Genomic DNA, 22,054 nt, shown 5'->3' with positions numbered 1-22,054 from the left:
TCCAGCATGATTTTTCAGCATGAAAATTCATTCGAGGTAAGAGATAAAATTGAAAAAAGTTTAGTAGCCATTTTACCAATTGGGGCTGTAGAAGCACATGGCCCCCATTTACCACTTGGAACGGATAACTTTTTAGCAGAAAGACTGTCAGAACGTGTGGCTGAAAAGACAGGCGCCTTTGTCCTTCCCACCTTGCCTTATGGGCAGGTTTGGAGTTTAAAAAACTTTCCAGGCAGCATCAATATCAGCAATGAATCCTTAATTAGCTTTATTTATGATATTGGGAATAGTCTATATGAGCAGGGATTCCGCATTTTTGCGATGATCAATGGCCATTTAGGAAATGCAGTTTCCATGAAGGAAGCTGCGCGTAAGCTTTACGCCCAATATCCGGATTTTAAGATTTTGTATCTCTTCTATCCTGGTGTAGGAAAAGTAACTGAAGAAGTAAGAGAAGCGAAATCAGCTCATTCAAGCTATTTCCATGCTTGTGAAATCGAAACCTCTTATATGCTTTACTTGGCAGGGGAATATGTGGATATGTCAAAAGCGCTTGCAGAAGACCCGCAAATTCCAGCAAGTGCTGATGTCACTCCAACCCCATGGGAGGAATTTACCTCCACTGCCGTATTAGGCAATGCCACACTAGCAACAAAAGAAAAAGGCGAAAAAATCATCGAAGTTGCGATTGAAAATATGATTAAGCTGATTGAAGGTGCGAAAGATGGAATTAAAAAAGCTGAATAAAATGGATGGGTTTTTACTATTCAATTTTTTAGCAAAAGACAAAGAAAATGCACAGGAAATAGTAGAAGCAGGAGAGGGATTTGTCATTCCGGGCATCGTATCTTCGGATTTTAACCGATTGGAAGATGCAGTGAAAAAAGTAGAGGAATTAAAAGAAGCAGCTCCTGTCATTAGCGTTGGCCTTGGGGATAATGGGAATCCGGCCAATTGGGACAAGGTGCTGAAGATTGCTGCTGATTCAAATCCGGGGCATATCAACCAACCCTTTGAAAAATCAAGTTATTCCAGGGGTTATTTAAAGGCAAAAGGTTTTGATCAGGCAGTAAATGGTTTAGTTTCTCCTGCTGGAAAGGTAGGGCATGTGAAACTATCCGGTGTTGAAATGAAAGTGGAGGATTTAGTCAATTTAGCGATTTCCATGGGGGTAGAATCGATTAAATTCATGCCTTTAAAGGGGCTTACCCATTTAGAAGAGCTTGTGTACTTATGTAAAGTGGCTGCCGAAAAAGGAATCACTTCCGTTGAGCCTGCAGGTGGAATATCAGCAGATAATATTGTTGAGATTGTGGATGCTGTTCGAGATACAGGTATTCCTATTTTTATGCCGCATATTTTTGGATCGACTATAGATAAAGCAACAGGGAGAACTATTCCGAAAGAAGTAGCGAAAATCGTTCGTTCAGTTAGGAGATGAGGATCTATGCTATCGCAATATTTTACAATTGCTAAGGAAAAAATCGAATTAGTCGAAAAGAATGAATGGGATAAACTGAAGGAAGCGGCTGAAAAGGTGGCAGAATCTATCCAAAACGGTGGTGTTATTCAGCTCTTTGGCTGTGGGCACTCTCATATTTTAACAGAGGAAGTATGCTACCGGGCAGGCGGACTTGTTCCGATTAACCCTATTTTATATGAACCATTAATGCTTCACGAAGGGGCTTTGCGTTCTTCCCAGTTAGAGCGACAAAATGGTTTAGCGGATGAATTTATGAAGGATCAGGATATTCGGAAAGAAGATGTAATGTTTGTGATCTCCACTTCTGGGCGTAATCCGGTCCCTGTGGATGTCGCACAAACGGCAAAAGCAAACGGTGCTTATGTCATTGGAATTACTTCTCTAGAATATTCCCAAAGTCAGCCATCCCGCCATGTTAGTGGGAAGCATCTATTTGATTCGGTGGATTTGGTCATCGATAATTATTCTGCAAAAGGAGATGCCGCTCTATCATATGAAAAGGTAAGCGTCCCATTCGGACCAACCTCTACCGTTGTTGGCGCAGTGATTATCAATGCGATTTTAGCTGAAGCTGTGAAAATTTTGGCAGATAAAGGAATCGAACCACCGGTATTCTTAAGTGGCAATATTGATGGAGCCGATGAGCATAACCTGCGATTGGTGGAGAGGTATCGGGAAAGAATTACGGTATTAAAATAAAACAAAGAAAAACGGGACTGTTCAAAAGGTTGTTGAAAGAAACCTTTTGGACAGTCCCTTTGTTTAATTAATAAAAATTGCATGTAATGTATCTGTTGAAAGGAAAGGTATTACATAGAGTGTAGAAGTGTTAATAGGAAAGGAGGCTTTTCAGTTAGGATAATGTTTTACATTCCTTCCACATCCTCCTACAAACTTTAAAGGTCAATGCCCAGTGAAGCAAAGACTCTGAAATATGGAATGGCTGCTTCAACTATATCAGCTATTTATGTGAACTTCATGTGTTTGAAGACAGACACCAACCGAAATAAACGAGAGCTCCCTATTTTTTGGAGAAATATTGCAAAATTTTATTAAACATTAAAAAATGCCCTATACATTCCAGTTTCTACATAATAGTTGAACTTGATTGTTTAACAATATTATTCTATAATTTAATTCATCACACTAGTGTTACATAAAAATCCAATGATCTGTTAAATGCCCATTTTTGTCATTTTACGGTATTGATTAAAATTAGGACATTTATTCCACTAACTATCGAAGAATGAAGATAGTTAGAGTTGATATACAGATGGGTATTTTATTAATTAATCATCAATAAGGCCTTACATTCAATTCAGTCACAACTAACTATATAGACTTAAGTAAAACTTTTGGAGGAGTGGCAGCATAGATGAAGTTCAATAAGAGAATCGTAGGACGTAGTATTAGGGCTAGGTTAGCTCTATTTATCGGTATTTTATTAATTGCTATATGTGGTGGGCTTAGCATAATTTCGTATGAAATTTCATCAAAAGCAATTTCAACAAATACAGATGAAGCTTTGACCCAAATAGCTAAGGAAGCATCACAGATTGTTGAAAGCCGCCTTGAAGGCGAGCTGTCTACATTAGATACCATTGCTGCCATGGAGAGAATAAGAAATGAGAACGTCTCATGGGATGAGAAAAAAGAAATTCTTAATGAACAGGCAAAGATCCATGGTTTTTTAAGAATTGGTATTGCGAATAAGGATGGCAAGGTTACCCAAAATACAGGAAAGATCTTAGATGTAAAGGATAGAGATTTTTTTAAAAAGGCTATTTCAGGTGAAAGAGCTGTATCTGACCCTCTTGTAAGTAAAAACGATGGTAAGCTGGTTATTACTTATGCAGTTCCTATTAAAGTCAATAACCAGGTTAATGGGGCAATAGTCGCCGTAAGAGATGGCAATGAACTTAGCAATACAATTGACGATATCAAATATGGTAATTCTGGAAAATCATATATGATAAATAGCGATGGGGTTATGATTGCTCACACAAATAAGGATTTTGTTATGGAAAGCGTCAATTTAATTGAGAAATCAAAAAAAGATAGTACCCTAGAATCTTTTGCGAACGTTTTAACCAGAATGAAGAACGGGGATATGGCTACAGGCGAATATTCCGATCAGGGAGTTAAAAAGTTTGTAGGCTTTGCTCCTGTCAAAAGCACAGGATGGTCAATTGGTATAGCAGGCAATAAGGATGAGTTTCTTGGAAAATTGAGCACATTAAAAACATCAACAATAAGTTCTTCATTAGCTTTCCTTGTACTTGGCATAATAATCGTCTATTTGATACTTGGTAGTGTAGTTAGAACTGTTAATGCAGCTGTGGGTCAACTAAACCTGATAGCTTCCGGGGATTTAACCAGTGAGGTGCCTTTGCGCTTCCTGAAGCAAAAAGATGAAATGGGTAAGATTGCAGGGGGGATAAAGGTAATGCAGGAGTCTATGCGCTCCATGATTAAAAGTATAAAAAACAATTCCGTCAGCATAGACGAGCAGTCTGAAAAATTAGCGTCTGTATCGGAGGAATTATCCTCTTCTTCAGAGAATGTATCAATGGCCATACAGGATGTTGCGATAGGTGCAGGATCACAGGCAGAGAACTTGACCAAAATATTCGATGTGTTAGGCGATTTTGCAGTGCAAATAGGAAATATTGTACTATCAATAAAAGATATTGAAGAAAATACAGAGGGCATAAGCAGGATGGCAGATGATAGCAGTGAAAATATGCAGACATTAATGACATCGGTTAACAGTGTAAGCAATACTTTTAAAGAATTTTCGTCAAAAATTATAATGCTTGGTGAAAATGTAAAACAGATAAATGATATTATTAATCTAATAAATAGTGTAGCTGAGCAGACAAATTTACTGGCGCTTAATGCTGCTATTGAGGCAGCAAGAGCAGGAGAATCTGGAAGAGGATTCGCAGTAGTGGCAAATGAAATTAGGAAGCTTGCGGAGCAGACAAAAATTTCATCTGAGAATATAAATCATTTAATTAGCGGTATATCCGGTGAAAACCTATCTATGATAGATGGTACAGGGTCTATGGATAGAGAATTGAAGAGTCAGGTTGAATCAATAAATACCGCAATAGAATCATTTAGGCGGATAATCAATGGTATAAATATGATAAGTCCTAAAATAGAGGCTGTGGCAAGCTTTGCTAAAAATATTGATCATCAGAAAGATACTATTCTTGAAAAGGTAGAAGGTGTAGCTTCAGTATCAGAAGAGGTATCTGGCTCAGCCGAGGAAATTGCAGCTTCCTCAGAGGAGATGAGCGCTTCAACACAGGAGGTTTCCACTACAGCTAATAGCTTAGCAAATATGACCAGAGAGATGATGGAACTGGTGAATAAATTTAAAATATAAATTTATTCAAACCCTTTAAAGCCACTTTTATAATAAAAATCAAAATTAGCAAGCCGTTTGTTAGGTCATTGCAATCTAGTATGTCTGATAATCTTCTATGCACTGTTAAAATAGATTATTTGTTTGCATAAAACTAAAACCATTATACTAACCTTTGAGATTGCACACAGAGTAGAAGTGGATCAAAAATATAAATGAATATGTCGGCTAGGGTGAGTTTACCCTAACCGATTTTTCCTTTATTAGGATATAATATATCTATACTGTTTCTTAGGATTTAGAGTTAAAATATTTAGAAAAGATGATGGAGGCAAATTATGGGAAGGGAATTGCAAGTAGATATTGCATATAAATATTTAAAGGAAAAGATATTGGACGGTACCTTCAGGCCTTCACAAAAGTTAAATGAACTTGAACTTGCTGAAACAATCAATGTCAGCCGTAATACATTGAAAAAGGCTTTTTTAAGACTGGAAAAAGAAAATCTGATTCAGATGGAGAATAATAAAGGAGCGTTTATCAAATCTTTTACGCTAGAGGAAATTAGCAATTACTTAAAAATAAGAGAAGTTCTTGAAGGGCTCGTTATAAGAGATGCCACTGTAAAAATAACTGATTCCAAGTTGAAAAGGATGGAAGAAATTTATCAAGATATGGGGAATTGCCTGAAGGAATCCCAATTTGATAAATACTCCAGCTTGAACAAGGAATTTCATCATATCATTTATACGGCAGCAACCAATGTGCAAGCTGTTGAGATAATTACGATGTTGAAAACACAAATGTCCAGATTTCAGCTTAGAACAATTCTTGTTCCTGGAAGAAAGGAAGAATCTTATGAGGAACATGGGGCAATACTTGAGGCAGTAAAAAATCGCGATAAAGATGCTGCTGAAGAAGCTATAAAAAAACACATTTCTAATGTTCGCATAACCATTGAAAAAAATTATTATGTTTTAATCTAATAACGAGGAAACTCGTTTTTGGCATAGTTGCTTCATATACAAGATTTCCACAATACTTGTATATGAAGCCTTTTTTATGCAAAAAACATTAAGCCTTCTGGTCAGCCAAGTTAAGCGAAAAACATGTATTAGTATAATATGAATATTTTTTGATCATTGTATGACAATTATAAGGAACTTTAGACGGGTCATTGACAAATATAGAGCAGTAATTTAGTATTTAGTTATCATCAAAATTGTTGAACAATATTGAATTCATTATTGTAAAAATATAATGATGAAGATATGTGAAACGAAGTTCATTGGAAAGGTCCTATAATCATGATCTAAGGAAAAATAGATGTTGATTCGGTGAGTTTTAAAGATATATCCTGGGTGTCTTTCTAATGGTAACGCTGTCTTGATTTAATGGTTTTACTGCAAACTCAATTAGCTTCACATTTGAGGTATAGTGCTTAAGATGAGCAAAACCTTCATATGGATAGCCGATTCAGATCTGAATTTAATAGGAGATGACTTAGTATGGCATTGATGGTGCTGCAAGAAACACAAACGATCGTTCGATATCAAAACATAAACGGTCAAATACATTATGGAATCGTTGAAGATGACGAAATTGTACAATTGTCTAGCAGTTTTAGTGAAATAGTAAACGATGAATTAAAATTCGATGGAGTACGGGTAAAATACCGTGATGTAAAAATCTTGGAGCCTGTCACTCCATCAAAAGTAATTAATTTTGGATGGACCTATGAAGGGCACGCAAACGAGACTGGAGGGAAGGCTAACTTAAAAGAACCATTTTTGTTTTTGAAACCAGGAACGACGTTGATTCCAGATCAAGGAGATATCATTCTTCCTCCGCGCAGTTTAACCAATCGGGTAGAATTGGAGGGGGAAGTTGCTATTGTCATGGGAAAACAATGCAAAAATGTTACAGAAGAAGAGGCAATGGACTATGTGTTTGGCTATACAATCTTTAATGATGTTACAGCAAGGGATCTAACTAAGAGGGATCCTCAGTTTACCCGTGGCAAGGGTTTTGATACTTTTGGGCCACTTGGTCCGTGCATTGTAACAGGAATTGATCCCACTAATTTAAGAATCGTTACTACTTTAAATGGAAAAGTTGTACAGGATGGTAATACTAATCAAATGTCCCTTTCTATTCCCTTCCTTATTAGCTGGATTTCACAGGTAATGACATTGGAATCGGGGGATGTTTTGGCCACTGGTTCTCCTGCCGGGAGCTGTCCAATGAAATCAGGTGATGTCGTAACGGTGGAAGTAGAGAAGATCGGAAGACTTTGTAATTATGTGATATAGATTTTGGACTTTATTGTGCCTGCGATAACTGAGGATCCAGCTTTAATCGGGGGCTTTGGTCTATATCAGGTACGGAAGGAAAATCCTCCCCTGCCTGTTATGTACATCATTCCTGATTCTGTTTATACCCATTAAAAAAGTGAGTAAGCATCCAAGGTTTCATTGTTTAGTGTTGGATATTTTTAGAGTATACGTTTGTAATAGTAAAATTTTGATTTGCTTATCAACCCAATCCTTTTAAAATAAGGCAATCCTTTCATGATGGCAAGGAGTCGAATTTTTAAAAAAATAAATTGACAGCGGTACCAAGAAAAAATTATACTAAGTTTATAAACAAGATTGTTGAACAATAATCTTAAACAAAAAATAGAAAGGTGGATTTTTTAAATGGCTATTGATTTAGATTTAATTAAAGGTGCTTATGATCTTCATATACATACGGGCCCAGATGTAATGACCAGAAAATTAGATGACTTGGAGATGGCGGAACGTGCAATTAAAGCTGGGATGAAAGGCTGGGCGATCAAGTCCCACTATATTGCAACTTCTGGACGTGCAAGATTAATCAATAAGCTTTATCCGGAATTAAATGTTGTTGGAACTGTTACTTTAAATAATGCAGTTGGCGGTTTGAATTACTTAGCGGTAGAAATGGCTGCACGTGATGGTGCGAAACTAGTATGGATGCCAACTTGCGATTCTACTAATGAGCAGGAATTCTTCAAAAAAGGAAGTCATAAGAAATTGCCTTTCTGGGCGAAATTACAAATGGAATTAATAGATTTGGGTAAAATATCATCAAGTATTTCTGTGCTAGACGAAAATGGTGGGTTAAGAAAAGAAGCAATTGAAGTGCTAGATGTTATCGTCCAATATAACATGATTTTGGCTACAGGTCATTTAGGCAAAAAGGAATCCTATGCTTTAGTGAAAAAAGCAAAAGATATGGGCATCAAGAAAATCATCCTGACTCACCCTGATTTTCCTTCACAAGATTATACAAAAGAAGAGCAAAAAGAATTTGCTGAAATGGGAGCTTATATGGAACACTGTTTCACAACACCAGCAACTGGAAAAACAACTTGGGAAGCAGCAATCGAACAAATTCGGCATGTCGGTCCTGAAAAAGTTGTATTGTCAACAGATCTAGGACAGCCAGCAAATGTATTCCCTGATGAAGGCTTACTGCAATTCGCCCAAAGGTTAACGGAAAATGGGTTCACAAAAGAAGAAGTTATGCAAATGACTGTAACAAATAATACTCAATTAGTGGAAGAATAATAGGGAGGAAAGCCATCATGATTGACCAAAATACTAATCTTTTGATTGTAAGCGCTCACTCTGCGGATTTTGTATGGAGAGGAGCCGGCACAATTGCGAAGTATATTAAAAATGGCGCAAACGTTCATTTAGTCGTGTTAAGCTTCGGTGCGAGGGGTGAATCAAACGCTCTTTGGAAAGAGGAAGGACAAACTTTAGAAAATGTTAAAGCAATCCGCCGCAGCGAAGTAGAAGCTGCTGCAGAAGCTATTGGAGTGAAGAACCTTGAAATTTGGGATTTTGAAGATTACCATATGCAGATTACAGAAGAGCGCATGATGCAAATGGTGAAGAAAATCAGAGAAGTAAAGCCGCATATTATCTTAACTCATGGACCTCATGATGCATTTAATCCGGATCATGAAGCAGTATCCAAATATGTATTTGACGCGAGTGTACTTTCAACATCAAACGGTGTAAAAATTGAAGGCTATCCAACAGCAAAACAGGCAAAAATCTTTGGATTTGAACCGCACCAGTCAGAAATCAGTAATTTTACACCAGAGGTTATCGTGGATATTACAGACACTTATGAGCTTAAGGAAAAAGCAATGAATTGCTTCGCGGCACAAACTCACTTAATCGAGTACTATGGTTGGAAAGCAAAATTACGTGGTAACCATGCACGCAGATGTTCAGGTAATAACGAATATAAATATGCAGAAGCATTTACAAGACGTCTCCCATTAGTTGGCGGTGAATTAGTATAATGGAAAACTATGTAATTAAGAATATAAAAAGACCAAGCCAGGTAATTATAGAGGAATTTACTAGATTCGACGTTTCGACTGTTTACGAAGCACAGGGCAAAGCTGGTTTAATGAATTATCAGTTAAGACCTATTATTAAAGGAAGTTCCATTTGCGGACCAGCTATAACGGTTACATGTCATGCTGGTGATAATTTAATGATTCATGCTGCAGTGGAAGTTTGTAAGCCTGGAGATATTCTTGTTATCACAACAATTGGTGACGGAGTTTCAGGAATGATCGGCGAATTAATAATTACAGCATTAATGAAACGCGGCGTGCAGGGAATTATCATCGATTCAGGTACCCGCGATGTAGCCCGCATTCGTGAGTTAGGCTTCCCGATTTGGACAAAAGCAATCTTCTCACAGGGAACAACCAAAATCAAAGGTGGCAATGTCAATGCACCAGCAATCTGTGGTGGCGTAACCGTTCACCCTGGTGACATTATCATGGCTGATGATGATGGAGTTGTAGTTGTAAAGCAGGAAGATACTAAGTTTACCTTAGAATCCTCCAAGAAGAGAATGATAAAAGAAGAAGGAACAAAACAAAAAATTGCCAATGGTGAATTGAGCATCGACTTTTATAACTTAAGGTCTGTATTGGAGCAGCAAAATGTCTATTACTATGAAGACGAAGAAGAATTTCACATAAAACATGGTGAATTATTGGTTTAATTTAATGCCATGCTAAAAACTAGTTTTAAGTATGATAACCAGAGATTTTAAAAATAAAAAGGAAGCCTGTGAAATAGGGCAGGGATAATCCCAGGCAGATGAAACGTGCAGAGGAATGTCTTATCTGCCCAAGCCCTAAGCAGGCTTCAATTTTTGGTTTTTCTATTAAATAAATACATTAGATATTCTATCACAATTGTACTAATTTTACACTCGAAGTTTTTTACACTTATAAAATGTACGCAAAGCCAGATACATGTCTTTTAAAAAGTTCAATCGTATCTATATGTAGTCCTAAAAGCGTTAACTCTCAATCGCATAAATCCTAAAATATGATGTTTTTTAAGGAGGATATATAAATTGGTTCATTCAAATGTCGCTAACCGCTTGGATAGATTGCCGATTACTTCTTTTCACAAATATATTTTGTTTGTACTGGCTTTTGCTTATTTCTTTGAGTTTGGTGATACGAATACATTTGCTGTTGTAGCACCAAGACTGATTCAGCTTTGGGGCATCGATGTAAGCACAGTTGCTTTTATAACTTCTATTTCCTTCTTAGGTATGTTCTTAGGTTCAATCGGTGGTGGAATACTCGCAGATAAAACCGGAAGAAAGAAAGCAATTATGATTACGGTTCTTTTCTTCTCTTTCTTTTCTTTCTTTAATGGTCTTGCTTGGGATGCTTGGTCTATGGGAATATTCCGCTTCTTTACAGGTATGGGCTTAGCTGCAATGACAGTTGTTTGTAACACCTATATTAGCGAGATTTTCCCATCTACTAAACGCGGAAAGTTTCAATCTTTATCAATTATGATTGGAATTTGTGGTACACCTATTACCACATGGCTTGCCCGCTTCATCATTCCAATTTCAGGTACATCTTGGAGATGGGTATTTATCTGGGGAGCATTGGGAATTCTCATTGTATTCTTAAGCAAAAGATTAGTGGAATCACCTCGCTGGTATGAAAGCCGCGGTGATTATGCAAAAGCAAATGAAGTAATGAATTTAATTGAAGCAAAGGTATCCGCTCATGCAGGTGAACTGCCAACTCCAAAACAAGCAGAAGTGGTTATGGTCACCCAAAAGGAAAAGATTCCAGTATCTGCTTTATTTAAAGGTAAGTATTTAAAGATTACTATTCTCTTGTCTATATTATGGATTACTCAAACAGTTGGATTCTTTGGCTTTTCAAGCTTTGCGCCAACGCTGTTGTACCAGCAAGGTGTAGATGTTAGTAAATCAGTTGGTTATGTTGCCTTCGCAACACTGGGTGCGCCATTAGGTTCTTATTTAGCATCTCTAATTTCAGATCGTTTCGATCGCAAATGGCTCCTTGCTTTTGCTGGAACGATGATTGCAGTATCAGGTGTGTTCTATGGATTAACATTAAATCCGGTGCTAATTGTAGTCTTTGGTCTTTCTATTAATATCTTTGAAAGAATCTATACTCCATTAGCATACTCTTACAGCCCGGAATTATATCCAACTGAAATGCGTGGTGTCGGTTCAGGTATTCCATACGGTATTGGACGTCTAGCTAATCTAGTAGGGCCGCTTGTTATCAGTGCTATTTTCGCAGGCTTTGGTTATAAATATGTCTTCTTCTTCATCGCTGGAACATGGTTACTAGGCGCAGTAGTCCTAGCCCTATTCGGACCAAGCGGCAAAAAATTACGTCAATCTAAAGGAATAGAACAATCAGCATAAAGTAAGCTTCACTGTTTACCGTAAACTAAAAAATGGGCAATATAAATTCGGGTTTTGTGTGTTATTCATCCAAGTAGAAAATGAATTAAAAATAGGTATTTTCTTTACTGAATATATAATTGAACTCCCCCAGCTAACCTTGTCTGCGGAATAGGGGAGTTCAATCATTTAAGCACATCAAATTGTAAGGATTCCACATTGACTCTTCAATTCTTAATTTTCTGTTCATAATTTTTCCTTGCATAATCAATCATCTGATACTTTGCTTAGAATTAAAGCAACTAGGACTCTATCCATCCGTCGCTTTGTTATTAGATGGAAATACTATTGAATTCTTATAATAAACTAACGGATGAAAAATTCAATTACATTGCCAACGATTTGAATATCGAATACTGGCAAAATGGATCTCTCTTAAATTAATCAAATAGGCAATTAGATACCTAGAATAAAACGGATTTTCTTGGTATGAAAAGTTATAAACATAATTAATAAAGCTAGAAGTTCTATTATGATTGAAGTGCATTGTTAAATGAAAGAGTGAAAAAAATGGTGACCATTAAAGATATAGCGAAGCTTGCAAATGTTTCTCATACAACTGTATCTCGGGCTCTTAATGATAGCCCGCTTATAAAACCAGAGACAAAAAGAAAAATATTGGAAATAGTCTCTCAACTAAAATATACACCAAACATTAATGCGAAAAGCCTTGCGATGCAAAAATCCTATACAATTGGTCTATTCTTTACTAGTATAACAAATGGGACATCGCTCAGTTTCTTTGTAGATACTGTAAAAGGTATAAATAGCGTCATTAATGAGGAATATAATTTATTTGTGAGAGGGATTGATGATTATCATGATTTTTCATCAATTTATAAGAGACGATTTAACGGTATTGTTTTGATGAGCCAAAGCGAAGTAGATAATGCCTTTATTAATCATGTAAGAGACCAAAATATACCACTCGTTGTTCTGAATAGAGAGGTTGAGGGTCAATCCATTGTCAATATTTTATCCCATGATCGAGAAGGTTCCTGTCATGCAGTCAATTATTTGATTAAAAAAGGACATAATGATATTGCTATCATCGAAGGGGCTAAAGGGTTTAAATCCTCGCTGGAGCGGAAGCAAGGTTATTTACAGGCGCTAATTAAACACCATATTCCCATTCGAAATGAGTATATGGTGAAGGGTAACTATGATATGATCAGCGGACATAAGGCAATGGAAGAATTGCTATCTTTAAAAAATCCGCCATCCGCTGTATTTTGCTCCAATGAAGATATGGCAGTTGGTGCGATTAATGCTATCTTTGCTAAGGGACTAAATGTACCGAAGGATATATCCATCATTGGTTTTGATGATATTGCATCCTCCCGTTATACGAACCCTTCTATAACGACGGTTAAAAAAAATATTGAAAAAATAAGTCAGATAGGAGCTGAAAAAATTTTAAAAATGGTTGAAAATCAGGAGGTAATGGAAGAAAAGATTTTTGTTGAAACGAAGCTTATTTTTAGAAAATCTGTTTCAGAGAGAAAATAAAGGAATTCTATTTATAAGCTATTTTTTTATAAACAGGATTTAATAAAAGTGGGAAATGTTAACGTGTGTATAAAAAATTGAGGATGCGCAAATGGTGCAAAAGTTAAATACTAAGTAAAAGGTTGAAAAATTATATCTAGTAAAAATTTTGCAATTTAGTGAGGGGAATTTCCTAAGAGCTTTTGTGGATTGGCAAATTGATGTTTTAATCATTCAAACGATTTTAATGGAGGAAAAGTGGTTGAACGGCTATTTGGCACAGGAATGGTAGAGAAGATAAATTCGCAGGAGAATTCTATACCCTTTATTTACAAAGAATGATAGATGAAAAGGCTGTAAAGGAACATTAATTTGAATCGATTACTAGTGGTTAAATTAGAAGAAGTAGGGTTGTTAGTAGGAGAACATTCTATTTGGAAGTATGGAGAAATGATAAGGTAGTTGTTTTAATACTTGGAGTTAAAGGGTCAGTTGGTTTTAATAGAGAAAGTACCGTAAAGGTAGTACAGTATATGGTCAAACAGATTATGGCGCTGGAGATGTATTTGCTACTGGAATTCTTTCCGTATTTTTAGAAAAACAGAGAGGTTTCTCACCTGCCTCCTGAAGTATTCTTGAGATGGATGAGATAAATCCATTGATACTAGGTGAATAAGGAATAACGAGATAAAAGGAAAAGTAGTTTAGTCGTATAAGATGATTTTTTGTAAAGATGAAAAGAGAAAAAAGTAGGAGAAATCCTGCTTATTTTTTATAGACAATTGATAGAATGCAAAATTTTTCAGAATAAATTTGGTATGGATTTGATGATTGTTTACAATAAAGGTAGAAAACGAATATTTGAAAATTTTTATAGAAAGCAGCACCATCTTGTTGAAAACTGTTGGAATTCTTATTGAATAAGACAATTATTGCCGTTATACATAGTGGATTAGGAAATCCCTTATGAATAAATTTTTTCAAATGAACTTTTGCTTTTGAGAAATCTAGCTTTTGTCTAGAGTGAAGGCTTGCAGACACGGAGATTGATCTTTTTTCAGTCTAGAAGGAAGAGAGTGGAGACAAAATGAATAAAATCAAATGGTTGGGTGTAGCGGCCGGACTGGTATTGCTTTTGGGGGCAGCAATTGGATGGATGGTACTCAAGGATCGAAAAGAACCACTGAATCAATCGGAATTCTTTGTAAGTAGTGAAAAAGGAAAGCTTCAATGGCTTGAATGTTCGAGTCGGATGGGGAAGATAAAGGGAACCTTCCATCAACAGCAACTCATCGAAGAAATTGGAAAAGTACCAATTATTCAAGAATATAAATATCCACTTACTGGTAAGAAAACAGATAAGGGGTATGAACTTCAGATAACCCAAAAAGGAAAAACTCAAACGTATATTGCCAAGTTTTCTGGTAAAAATCTTTTAGTTCAGGAGCAAGGAAAAGAGAATGATGTTATGTACCAATCTTCCAATAAGAATAAGTTGGATAAGTATGCAGCGAGGTTGCAACAGGAGCTGGACGAAGCTCTTTATTATGCAGAGGAAAAAGAAAAAAATAGGTTAAATACTTTTTTTACTGAAATAAAAAGTGTTTACGGCTATTTTTATTCGGAAGAGAATGGCGAATATCAACTATTGCTGAAAATTGATGAGGCCTTGCGCCAAGGTGAATTGGAAGGTTCTCTCCTTATGATGTCTTATACGGGAAATGAACAAAAGCCATATGAAGAAATCAGATATAAGTTGAATGGTATCACAGATGGGCTTATGGTAAAATTCTTCACCCAGGTAGATGGGAAAAAAACCACGCTGCAAGGGAATTTTCAAGCAGCTACCGTCGGCTTGAATCTATCCTTTTGGAAGACCAACCAAAAATTGATGTTTCATGCAGTAACAGAAAAAGAATTTGAACGGAGCTATGAGGAATTTAAGATCAAGGCAAAGAACTAGGCTGGTTAAGTAATTTGGGGAGGGGCTACCCTCTTCTGATTTTTTATTTGCACGAATTCAAAATGGAAGTGTGCGGACAGAGGAAAAGGAGTCCGAAAGCCGGCATCATATGGACAGGAAAGAGCGAAAAAAGGGAAAAGGAGTCCAAAAGCTGGTCCTATTCGGACAGAGGGAGCGCCAAGAAACTTAAAACAAGTCTAAAAACATACGAAACTAAGTCTATCAACTAAGAAGGATAAAGTTTCCCATAATCCTCCCAATCTATTTAAAATATGTACTTCGTTTATTCCCAATTGCAGTAAAGTTTTTCTTTAATATTCTGCTAACGGTCTTCGGATTTAAGCTCAGATCACTCCAATGATGGATATTCGAAGTCGTAATTCTTTCTTCAGGAAAAAGAAGTTGGAACTCTTTGATGTTCCGCAAAATAGCTTGTTCAATATTTTCAGTCTGCCCACACGTTTTGCAAATGAGGGAACTATTTTGAATTGAGACTCGAAAGGATTTACAATTGCTGCAGTAAGTTCCCTTTTTCAGTTGGTTGTAATGATAGATGGGTAATTTTGAAAATGGGTGCTTTGTTTGATGCAGAGAAATTAATGTTTGAGCTAGCCTTTGGTGTCCGGTGTTTAATTTCGATGTAGTTTTATTTAAATCTTGGAGAAATCTTTTGACTTGAGTGGGTAAAATAAAGGGTTGATCCATTGGGGCTTGATATAAGGTGAATTCAGGGTTAATAAAAATGACGTAGGATTCGATGAGGTAATTTTGCCTGAGGTTTTGGAGAAGTTGGCGGAATAGAGTAGTACTCCTTTTTAATTGATCAACAGGATTTTTACATTCACGATTATTGGATAAGGTATAGAGTTTGTCCGATTTAAAGTAATAATCCCCTTGAAAGTTTTTTATATCCAAAAGATGAATCCCCCCTTGCGAAATGATTAAGGAGTCGATTTGGAAAAAGAAGTTATTGACCTCGAGAAGGAGATCGTTAATGATGTATCTTTCCTCCTTCGGGTAAGTTGTCAGCTGATCAAATTTTCTTTCTCCATCAAGACCTTTTTCAAGGTTAGAGTAGTTGATTTTTCTTTCACATTTAACTCCATTCTTGTGTTTAAATAGTGCAGCACACTTAATTCATAGGATTCGTTTCTAGCTTTGAGTAGCATAGGTCACTTTCCTTCTTGAATATGTATATTTTCCTAAATTTTAACAAGATTTTGATGGGATCTCAACTTGTTTATCCCCTTGTTCAAAAAAATGAAATATAACTAAATGGTAAGTGATTATGATATAGTGAATATTGAAATAATGAGTGCGAGTGTTAAAAGTTGAAGCGTTGCTTTATTAAGTAAGGCTTTATTTTAGTCATAACAGCTGGTCAAAGAATATGTGTAGTATTGGATAGAAGAAGACCAAGAAGGAGTACAACATGGCAGAGTTAGTCTATAAGCAAATTATTGATGATCTAAAAAAGAAAATCTTTGCTGGACAGTTTGCTGATATGAGGTTACCGGATGAACGGAGTCTTAGTGAAACTTATCAAGTAAGTCGTAGTTCCATTAAAAGTGCGCTGACGAAGATGGCAAATGACGGCATTATTTTTAAAAAACGCGGTTCGGGGACCTTTATTAACCCGCTGTACATAAAAAATGAGTCGATTTTTAACTATGAGGGGTCGAATTTAGGAGTAACTGATAATTTCCAAATGAATGGGAAAAGGCCAAAGGTGAGGGTATTAAATTTCGAGGTTATTCCACCAACAGAGGAATTACAGCGGGATTTATTCCTCCAGCCTCACGATTTTGTTTATAAAATCATTCGGTTGCGTTTGTTTGATGAGGAGCCGTTTATGATTGAAACGGGATATATTCCTATAAAGATTGTTCAAGATTTAAATCAGACCATTATTGAGGGTTCAATATTTAACTATTTAGAGGAAGTACAAAATCTAGCTGTGACAAAATCCTTCTTATCGATTTCCGCAGAGCCTTCTGATGCAAATGATCAAAAACTTCTGCGTTTGAGGGAGAATGAGCCTGTGGGCATTATGGAGGGGATTTTCTTTTTGGATAATGGGACACCTTTTGAATTCTCCCATATGCGATTCCATTATAAGTATATGAAATTCAATACATTTGTATCGGTGCAATAAAAGAGGCTGAAATTTTCGGCCTCTTTTTTTGTTATGATTTTTTCCAGCTTGCCATATTTTATTCATAATTTCACAAAATTGGACCGTATCATTTTTAAAAATGATTGAATTTTATTAAAAAGTGGTTATGATTAGAGTATAGAAAAAAAGATTAGTGAAAGAATATATAGGAGAAATCATATAGGGAGCTGGTTAAAAATGGCATTATTATCTGAAAAAGTGGATTATTCATCTAAAGCGTATTTAGAAAAGCTTGATGCCTATTGGCGTGCAACGAACTATGTTTCAGTAGGTCAGCTTTATTTAAAGGATAATCCTTTATTACGTGAACCATTAAAAGAATCAGATGTTAAGGTTAAACCAATTGGTCACTGGGGAACAATTCCCGGTCAAAACTTCATTTATGCTCATTTAAATCGCGTTATTAATAAATATGATTTAGACATGTTTTATATAGAAGGTCCTGGTCATGGGGGCCAAGTGATGGTTTCCAATTCTTATCTAGACGGAAGCTACACAGAAATTTATCCGGAGATTACTCAAGATGTTCAAGGAATGAAAAAATTATTTAAGCAATTTTCATTTCCAGGCGGTATTGCATCACATGCAGCGCCTGAGACTCCAGGTTCCATTCATGAAGGTGGAGAATTAGGTTACTCTATTTCTCATGGTGTTGGAGCCATTTTAGATAATCCGAATCTTATTTCAGCTGTTGTGGTTGGGGATGGAGAAGCAGAAACGGGTCCACTTGCTACTTCTTGGTTTTCAAATCGATTTATTAACCCGGTAACAGATGGAGTGATTTTACCAATTCTACATTTAAATGGTTTTAAAATCAGCAACCCGACCATTTTATCACGACAAACGAATGCTGAATTAGCATTATATTTTGAAGGAATGGGTTGGGAGCCATACTTTGTCGAAGGGGAAGACCCAGCGCAAATGCACCAAGAAATGGCTGAGATATTGGATACAATTGTGGAGAGAATCCAAGAGATTCAAAAGAATGCACGTGAAAATAATGATCTTACTCGTCCAGCTTGGCCAATGCTTGTATTCCGTGCACCTAAAGGATGGACAGGACCGAAAGAATGGGCGAATGTACCTGTTGAAAATTCGTTCCGTGCTCACCAAGTGCCAATACCTGTTGACCAAAATAATATGCAGCATGTCGATTCATTAATTACTTGGTTAAAGAGCTATCGACCTGAGGAATTATTCGACGAAGACGGCCGTTTGAAAGCAGAAATTGCAGAAATTGCTCCTAAAGGCAATAAACGGATGGCGATGAATCCTGTCACAAATGCAGGAAAGATCATTAAAGATTTACATTTGCCAGATTTCCGAGAATTTGCACTTGAAAATTCTGAGCGTGGTAAAGTAATTGCTCAGGATATGGCTATTTTAGGGAAATATATAAAAGCTGTTGTTGAGAAAAATGAAGAGAACCGGAACTTTAGAATCTTTGGACCAGATGAAACGATGTCTAACCGCTTAGCACCAGTCTTTGAAGTAACAAAACGTCAATGGCTGGATAAGATTGTGGAACCAAATGATGAATTCCTAGCACCATATGGTCGTGTCATTGATTCTCAATTATCTGAGCACCAAGCGGAAGGTCTTTTAGAGGGATATGTTCTAACAGGCCGCCATGGTTTCTTTGCAAGCTATGAATCCTTCTTGCGTGTGGTTGACTCTATGATTACACAACACTTTAAGTGGTTACGAAAAGCAACGGAGCTTGAATGGCGTGAAGATATTCCATCCTTGAATGTGGTTGCCACTTCAACGGTGTTCCAACAAGACCATAATGGCTATACCCATCAGGATCCTGGAATTTTAGGGCATTTAGCTGATAAGAAACCGGAATTTATCCGTGAATATTTACCAGCTGATGCAAACTCTTTATTGGCTGTTTTCGATAAAGTCCTAAATGATCGTCAAAAGATCAATCTGATTGTTTCATCCAAACATCCACGTCCACAATGGTTCACAGCTGATGAAGCAAAGGAATTAGTAGATAAAGGATTGAAGGTAATCGATTGGGCAAGTACGGAAGTTGGTGGGGAACCTGATATTGTGATGGTTTCTGCTGGAACAGAACCAACAATGGAAAGCTTAGCGGCCATCTCTATCTTGAATGAAAAATTACCTGATTTAAAAATTCGCTACATCAACGTAGTTGATTTATTAAAACTAAGAAGCCCAAAATTAGATCCTCGTGGATTATCTGATGAAGAATTCGATCAGTTCTTTACAAAAGACAAACCGGTAATATTTGCATTCCATGGCTATGAAGGATTAATTAAAGATTTATTCTTTGAACGTCATAACCACAATCTCTATGTTCATGGTTATCGTGAAAATGGTGACATTACGACACCATTCGACATGAGGGTATTAAATCAAATGGATCGCTTTGACTTAGTGAAGGAGGCTGTTATGAGCTTACCGAATGCTGATCAATATCAAGCGATTGCTGAGGAAATGGAACAAATGGTTACAAAACATTATCATTATATCCGTGAAGAAGGCACAGATTTACCTGAAGTTGAAAATTGGGTATGGAAAGCTTTAAAATAATGCCTTTGTGATAAAAATTATAGACAAACCCAGACATGGAGAGTATGCTCATGTCTGGGTTTTTTTTATGTGTTGGAATGCATGTATAACAGGATGCTAGCTGCTCGCCATCAAAAAAATATTGGTGTATTCAGTCTGCGTTCTTAGGAGCAATATGAAAGATGTTATTTCTAAATATTGATTGGGTGTCGCAAATAAAAAGGGGAAAATTTCTAATTTGATGAATTATTATGTAATTTTTTAGATAAATCCTACAATGATCGAGAAATTTGGTAGAATAAAAAATATTTGAATATAACAATTTACTAGAGGTGGATGGATTGAACAAATTAACTTATAGAGAGATTATGTTTATTGGCTTTATGCTATTTTCGATGTTATTCGGAGCAGGAAATTTAATTTTTCCAGCATTTTTGGGTCATGCTTCCGGTGAACATGTATGGCAGGCAGTAATTGGCTTTATTATTTCGGATGCTGGTCTCTCTGTATTAGCCTTCATGGCTATTGCCAAATCAGGAACTTTCGATACATTGATTAATAGGGTGAATCCAACCTTTGCCCTGCTTTTTCCTATGGCGATTTATTTGTCCATCGGACCTGGACTTGCCATTCCACGTGCAGGCAGTCTAGCCTATGAGATGGGGGTAAAACCTTTTTTACCACAGACAATGGCGTCCTCGCCGATTGCACTATTAGTTTATACCGTTATATTTTTTAGCGTGGTTTTTTGGTTTGCGAAATCTCCATCTAAATTAGTCGATCGATTTGGCAAGATTTTGACTCCTTCTTTATTAGTATTGATTGTGATTATATTAATTAAAGCGGTGTTTACAGATTTATCTGACTTGCAGGGGGCTTCATTATCTTATAAAAATAATCCGATCTCACAAGGATTCTTAGATGGCTATCAGACCATGGATGCCATATGTGCAATGATCTATGGAATTATTTTTACCAATCTTTTTAAGAGTAAAAAAATAACGAAGCCTGCCTTACAGATGAAATACTTAATGATCTTTGGGCTTATTTGCGGGCTGCTCCTCACGTTTTGTTATTTAATTATTGCCTATTTAGGAGCTTCTGCAGCGGTCCCAGGAAAAGTAGATAATGGAGCCATTGTATTAAGCGTGGTATTGCATCAATTGTTTGGACAGGGTGGAACCATCGTGTTAGGTTTAATTTTTACATTAGCTTGTTTAAGTGTTTGTATCGGCTTAATCACATCCTGTTCTCAATATTTCTCAGGTCTATTTTCAAAGATATCCTATATTCAGTGGGCCATTCTTTTATGCGTGATTAGTGGTGTTGTAGCAAACCTTGGATTATCCCAAATATTAAAGGTGTCTGTTCCAGTGCTAGGACTATTGTATCCAATGGCGATTGCCTTAATTATTTTAGGTCTTGTGCATGATCGCCTGCCTGTTAATCAAAAGCCCGTGTATGTGATGACGATTGGAATGGTAGGGTTATTTAGTTTGATAGAGGTTATGAATTCAACTTTTTTAAATGGTTCTATGTCTGATTTATTGGCTGCAGTTCCTTTGCAGGATAAGGGTTTTGGCTGGGTGATTCCTGGGCTGATTGGGTTTGCAATAGGAGGTATAATTGAAAAATATAAATTGAAAAAGGTCATACCTGCTGTGAAGAAATCAGCATAATTTCTTAAGTGGCCTTCTCTTCTATTCATAAAAGCTGGGTTCCAAAGGGCGAGATTCATCACTTTGGAACTTAGCTTTTTTCATATGAATATTGAATGTTATTATTCTGAAATTGCTTCTAATGTGGAGGCGACCTCGGAAATAATGATTTGACTATCCAGAATAGGTGATTCTTGACCCGGGGCGTTAGATCCTTTATGTGCCTCTTTGAAAGCATCACTATTTTTCCAATGTTGAAAATCCTCCATCGTTTTCCAGTACATATTCACCTTTAATTCATCATAATCCGTTAAATTTTTTGTGATAAGGACTTCTACTTTCACAAAGCCTTTCATTTCTAATAATGCACCTGGCCTTGTAAATCGAGGAGCCATTTTCTCCGCAAACCCCAGTTTTGTTTGAATTTGATTCGTTACAACAAGCATTGATACATCCTCCTTGTTTTAAATGAATATGAGCTAAACATTTGACCTCTTTAATTTATCATATTCTTAAGCTTACTCTCTAAATTTAGACTCCACATAAAGTGATGGATTTC

At 36.5% G+C, this 22,054-nt stretch carries 17 protein-coding genes; 15 read left to right on the top strand and 2 right to left on the bottom strand.

The genetic code is table 11. From position 1 onward, the window contains the following. The first annotated feature begins 6 nt into the window (after positions 1-6). The 12 genes from ACE38V_RS06135 (at position 7) to ACE38V_RS06080 (ending at position 15,120) form a co-directional block, all read left to right on the top strand. Positions 7-747: a creatininase family protein gene (locus ACE38V_RS06135; protein WP_375840323.1), complete on the top strand. Its 741-nt coding sequence runs from the start codon at positions 7-9 to the stop codon at positions 745-747. After that, on the top strand, positions 716-1,441 hold the full coding sequence (locus ACE38V_RS06130) for a KDGP aldolase (RefSeq protein WP_375840322.1): 726 nt from the start codon (positions 716-718) through the stop codon (positions 1,439-1,441). Before ACE38V_RS06135 ends, ACE38V_RS06130 begins: the two co-directional genes overlap by 32 nt. A gap of 6 nt (positions 1,442-1,447) precedes the next feature. After that, positions 1,448-2,182 (top strand): SIS domain-containing protein, encoded by a 735-nt coding sequence (locus ACE38V_RS06125; protein ID WP_375840321.1) that lies wholly within the window; start codon positions 1,448-1,450, stop codon positions 2,180-2,182. A 676-nt stretch (positions 2,183-2,858) separates the two neighbouring features. After that, positions 2,859-4,877 (top strand): methyl-accepting chemotaxis protein, encoded by a 2,019-nt coding sequence (locus ACE38V_RS06120; RefSeq protein ID WP_375840320.1) that lies wholly within the window; start codon positions 2,859-2,861, stop codon positions 4,875-4,877. Between the two features lie 317 nt (positions 4,878-5,194). Further along, positions 5,195-5,842 carry a GntR family transcriptional regulator gene (locus tag ACE38V_RS06115; RefSeq protein ID WP_375840319.1) on the top strand — a complete coding sequence of 216 codons (648 nt, stop codon included), beginning with the start codon at positions 5,195-5,197 and terminating at the stop codon, positions 5,840-5,842. Positions 5,843-6,364: 522 nt separating this feature from the next. Then, on the top strand, positions 6,365-7,168 hold the full coding sequence (locus ACE38V_RS06110; RefSeq protein ID WP_375840318.1) for a fumarylacetoacetate hydrolase family protein: 804 nt from the start codon (positions 6,365-6,367) through the stop codon (positions 7,166-7,168). A 387-nt stretch (positions 7,169-7,555) separates the two neighbouring features. Further along, complete coding sequence (locus ACE38V_RS06105) at positions 7,556-8,449, top strand: DUF6282 family protein (RefSeq protein ID WP_375840317.1); 894 nt, start codon at positions 7,556-7,558, stop codon at positions 8,447-8,449. A 17-nt stretch (positions 8,450-8,466) separates the two neighbouring features. Next, on the top strand, positions 8,467-9,198 hold the full coding sequence (locus tag ACE38V_RS06100) for a PIG-L deacetylase family protein (RefSeq protein WP_375840316.1): 732 nt from the start codon (positions 8,467-8,469) through the stop codon (positions 9,196-9,198). Then, positions 9,198-9,917, top strand: a complete 720-nt coding sequence (locus ACE38V_RS06095; RefSeq protein ID WP_375840315.1) for a 4-carboxy-4-hydroxy-2-oxoadipate aldolase/oxaloacetate decarboxylase — start codon at positions 9,198-9,200, stop codon at positions 9,915-9,917. The genes ACE38V_RS06100 and ACE38V_RS06095 overlap by 1 nt, the downstream gene beginning before the upstream one ends. Before the next feature lie 360 nt (positions 9,918-10,277). Next, the gene (locus ACE38V_RS06090) at positions 10,278-11,630 is read left to right on the top strand and encodes an MFS transporter (RefSeq protein WP_375840314.1); all 1,353 of its coding nucleotides are present in this window, start codon (positions 10,278-10,280) and stop codon (positions 11,628-11,630) included. Positions 11,631-12,179: 549 nt separating this feature from the next. Beyond that, positions 12,180-13,178 (top strand): LacI family DNA-binding transcriptional regulator, encoded by a 999-nt coding sequence (locus tag ACE38V_RS06085; RefSeq protein WP_375840313.1) that lies wholly within the window; start codon positions 12,180-12,182, stop codon positions 13,176-13,178. Positions 13,179-14,244: 1,066 nt separating this feature from the next. Beyond that, positions 14,245-15,120 (top strand): hypothetical protein, encoded by an 876-nt coding sequence (locus tag ACE38V_RS06080; protein ID WP_375840312.1) that lies wholly within the window; start codon positions 14,245-14,247, stop codon positions 15,118-15,120. Between the two features lie 261 nt (positions 15,121-15,381). Here the strand turns inward: ACE38V_RS06080 and ACE38V_RS06075 are convergent, their stop codons facing one another. Then, positions 15,382-16,149 (bottom strand): nuclease-related domain-containing protein, encoded by a 768-nt coding sequence (locus tag ACE38V_RS06075; RefSeq protein ID WP_375840445.1) that lies wholly within the window; start codon positions 16,147-16,149, stop codon positions 15,382-15,384. A 403-nt stretch (positions 16,150-16,552) separates the two neighbouring features. Between ACE38V_RS06075 and ACE38V_RS06070 the strand changes: the two genes are divergently transcribed. The 3 genes from ACE38V_RS06070 to brnQ all read left to right on the top strand — a co-directional run bounded on the left by ACE38V_RS06070 (position 16,553) and on the right by brnQ (position 21,516). Further along, a complete protein-coding gene (locus tag ACE38V_RS06070) occupies positions 16,553-17,275 on the top strand; it encodes a GntR family transcriptional regulator (protein WP_375840311.1) in 723 nt (240 codons plus the stop codon). 198 nt (positions 17,276-17,473) lie between these two features. Then, positions 17,474-19,858, top strand: coding sequence for a phosphoketolase family protein (locus ACE38V_RS06065; protein ID WP_375840310.1), 2,385 nt, complete (start codon positions 17,474-17,476; stop codon positions 19,856-19,858). A gap of 320 nt (positions 19,859-20,178) precedes the next feature. Continuing rightward, positions 20,179-21,516: a branched-chain amino acid transport system II carrier protein gene (gene brnQ, locus ACE38V_RS06060; protein ID WP_375840309.1), complete on the top strand. Its 1,338-nt coding sequence runs from the start codon at positions 20,179-20,181 to the stop codon at positions 21,514-21,516. A gap of 101 nt (positions 21,517-21,617) precedes the next feature. Here the strand turns inward: brnQ and ACE38V_RS06055 are convergent, their stop codons facing one another. Then, positions 21,618-21,941 carry a heme oxygenase gene (locus tag ACE38V_RS06055; protein ID WP_375840308.1) on the bottom strand — a complete coding sequence of 108 codons (324 nt, stop codon included), beginning with the start codon at positions 21,939-21,941 and terminating at the stop codon, positions 21,618-21,620. Positions 21,942-22,054 lie beyond the last annotated feature (113 nt).

This window comes from Cytobacillus sp. Hz8 (assembly GCF_042263505.1).
GTDB lineage: Bacteria > Bacillota > Bacilli > Bacillales > Cytobacillaceae > Bacillus_BE.
Note: the sequence above shows the minus strand (reverse complement) of the source record. Positions and strands in the feature narration are given on the sequence as shown.

Excerpts from the sequence above, each read along its gene's own strand:
- ACE38V_RS06105 (WP_375840317.1), top strand. The coding sequence starts at position 7,556 with ATGGCTATTGATTTAGATTTAATTAAAGGTGCTTATGATCTTCATATA.
- ACE38V_RS06065 (WP_375840310.1), top strand. The coding sequence starts at position 17,474 with ATGGCATTATTATCTGAAAAAGTGGATTATTCATCTAAAGCGTATTTA.
- ACE38V_RS06115 (WP_375840319.1), top strand. The coding sequence starts at position 5,195 with ATGGGAAGGGAATTGCAAGTAGATATTGCATATAAATATTTAAAGGAA.
- ACE38V_RS06135 (WP_375840323.1), top strand. The coding sequence starts at position 7 with ATGATTTTTCAGCATGAAAATTCATTCGAGGTAAGAGATAAAATTGAA.
- ACE38V_RS06100 (WP_375840316.1), top strand. The coding sequence starts at position 8,467 with ATGATTGACCAAAATACTAATCTTTTGATTGTAAGCGCTCACTCTGCG.
- ACE38V_RS06095 (WP_375840315.1), top strand. The coding sequence starts at position 9,198 with ATGGAAAACTATGTAATTAAGAATATAAAAAGACCAAGCCAGGTAATT.
- ACE38V_RS06055 (WP_375840308.1), bottom strand. The coding sequence starts at position 21,941 with ATGCTTGTTGTAACGAATCAAATTCAAACAAAACTGGGGTTTGCGGAG.
- ACE38V_RS06120 (WP_375840320.1), top strand. The coding sequence starts at position 2,859 with ATGAAGTTCAATAAGAGAATCGTAGGACGTAGTATTAGGGCTAGGTTA.
- ACE38V_RS06085 (WP_375840313.1), top strand. The coding sequence starts at position 12,180 with ATGGTGACCATTAAAGATATAGCGAAGCTTGCAAATGTTTCTCATACA.
- ACE38V_RS06110 (WP_375840318.1), top strand. The coding sequence starts at position 6,365 with ATGGCATTGATGGTGCTGCAAGAAACACAAACGATCGTTCGATATCAA.
- ACE38V_RS06125 (WP_375840321.1), top strand. The coding sequence starts at position 1,448 with ATGCTATCGCAATATTTTACAATTGCTAAGGAAAAAATCGAATTAGTC.
- ACE38V_RS06070 (WP_375840311.1), top strand. The coding sequence starts at position 16,553 with ATGGCAGAGTTAGTCTATAAGCAAATTATTGATGATCTAAAAAAGAAA.
- ACE38V_RS06080 (WP_375840312.1), top strand. The coding sequence starts at position 14,245 with ATGAATAAAATCAAATGGTTGGGTGTAGCGGCCGGACTGGTATTGCTT.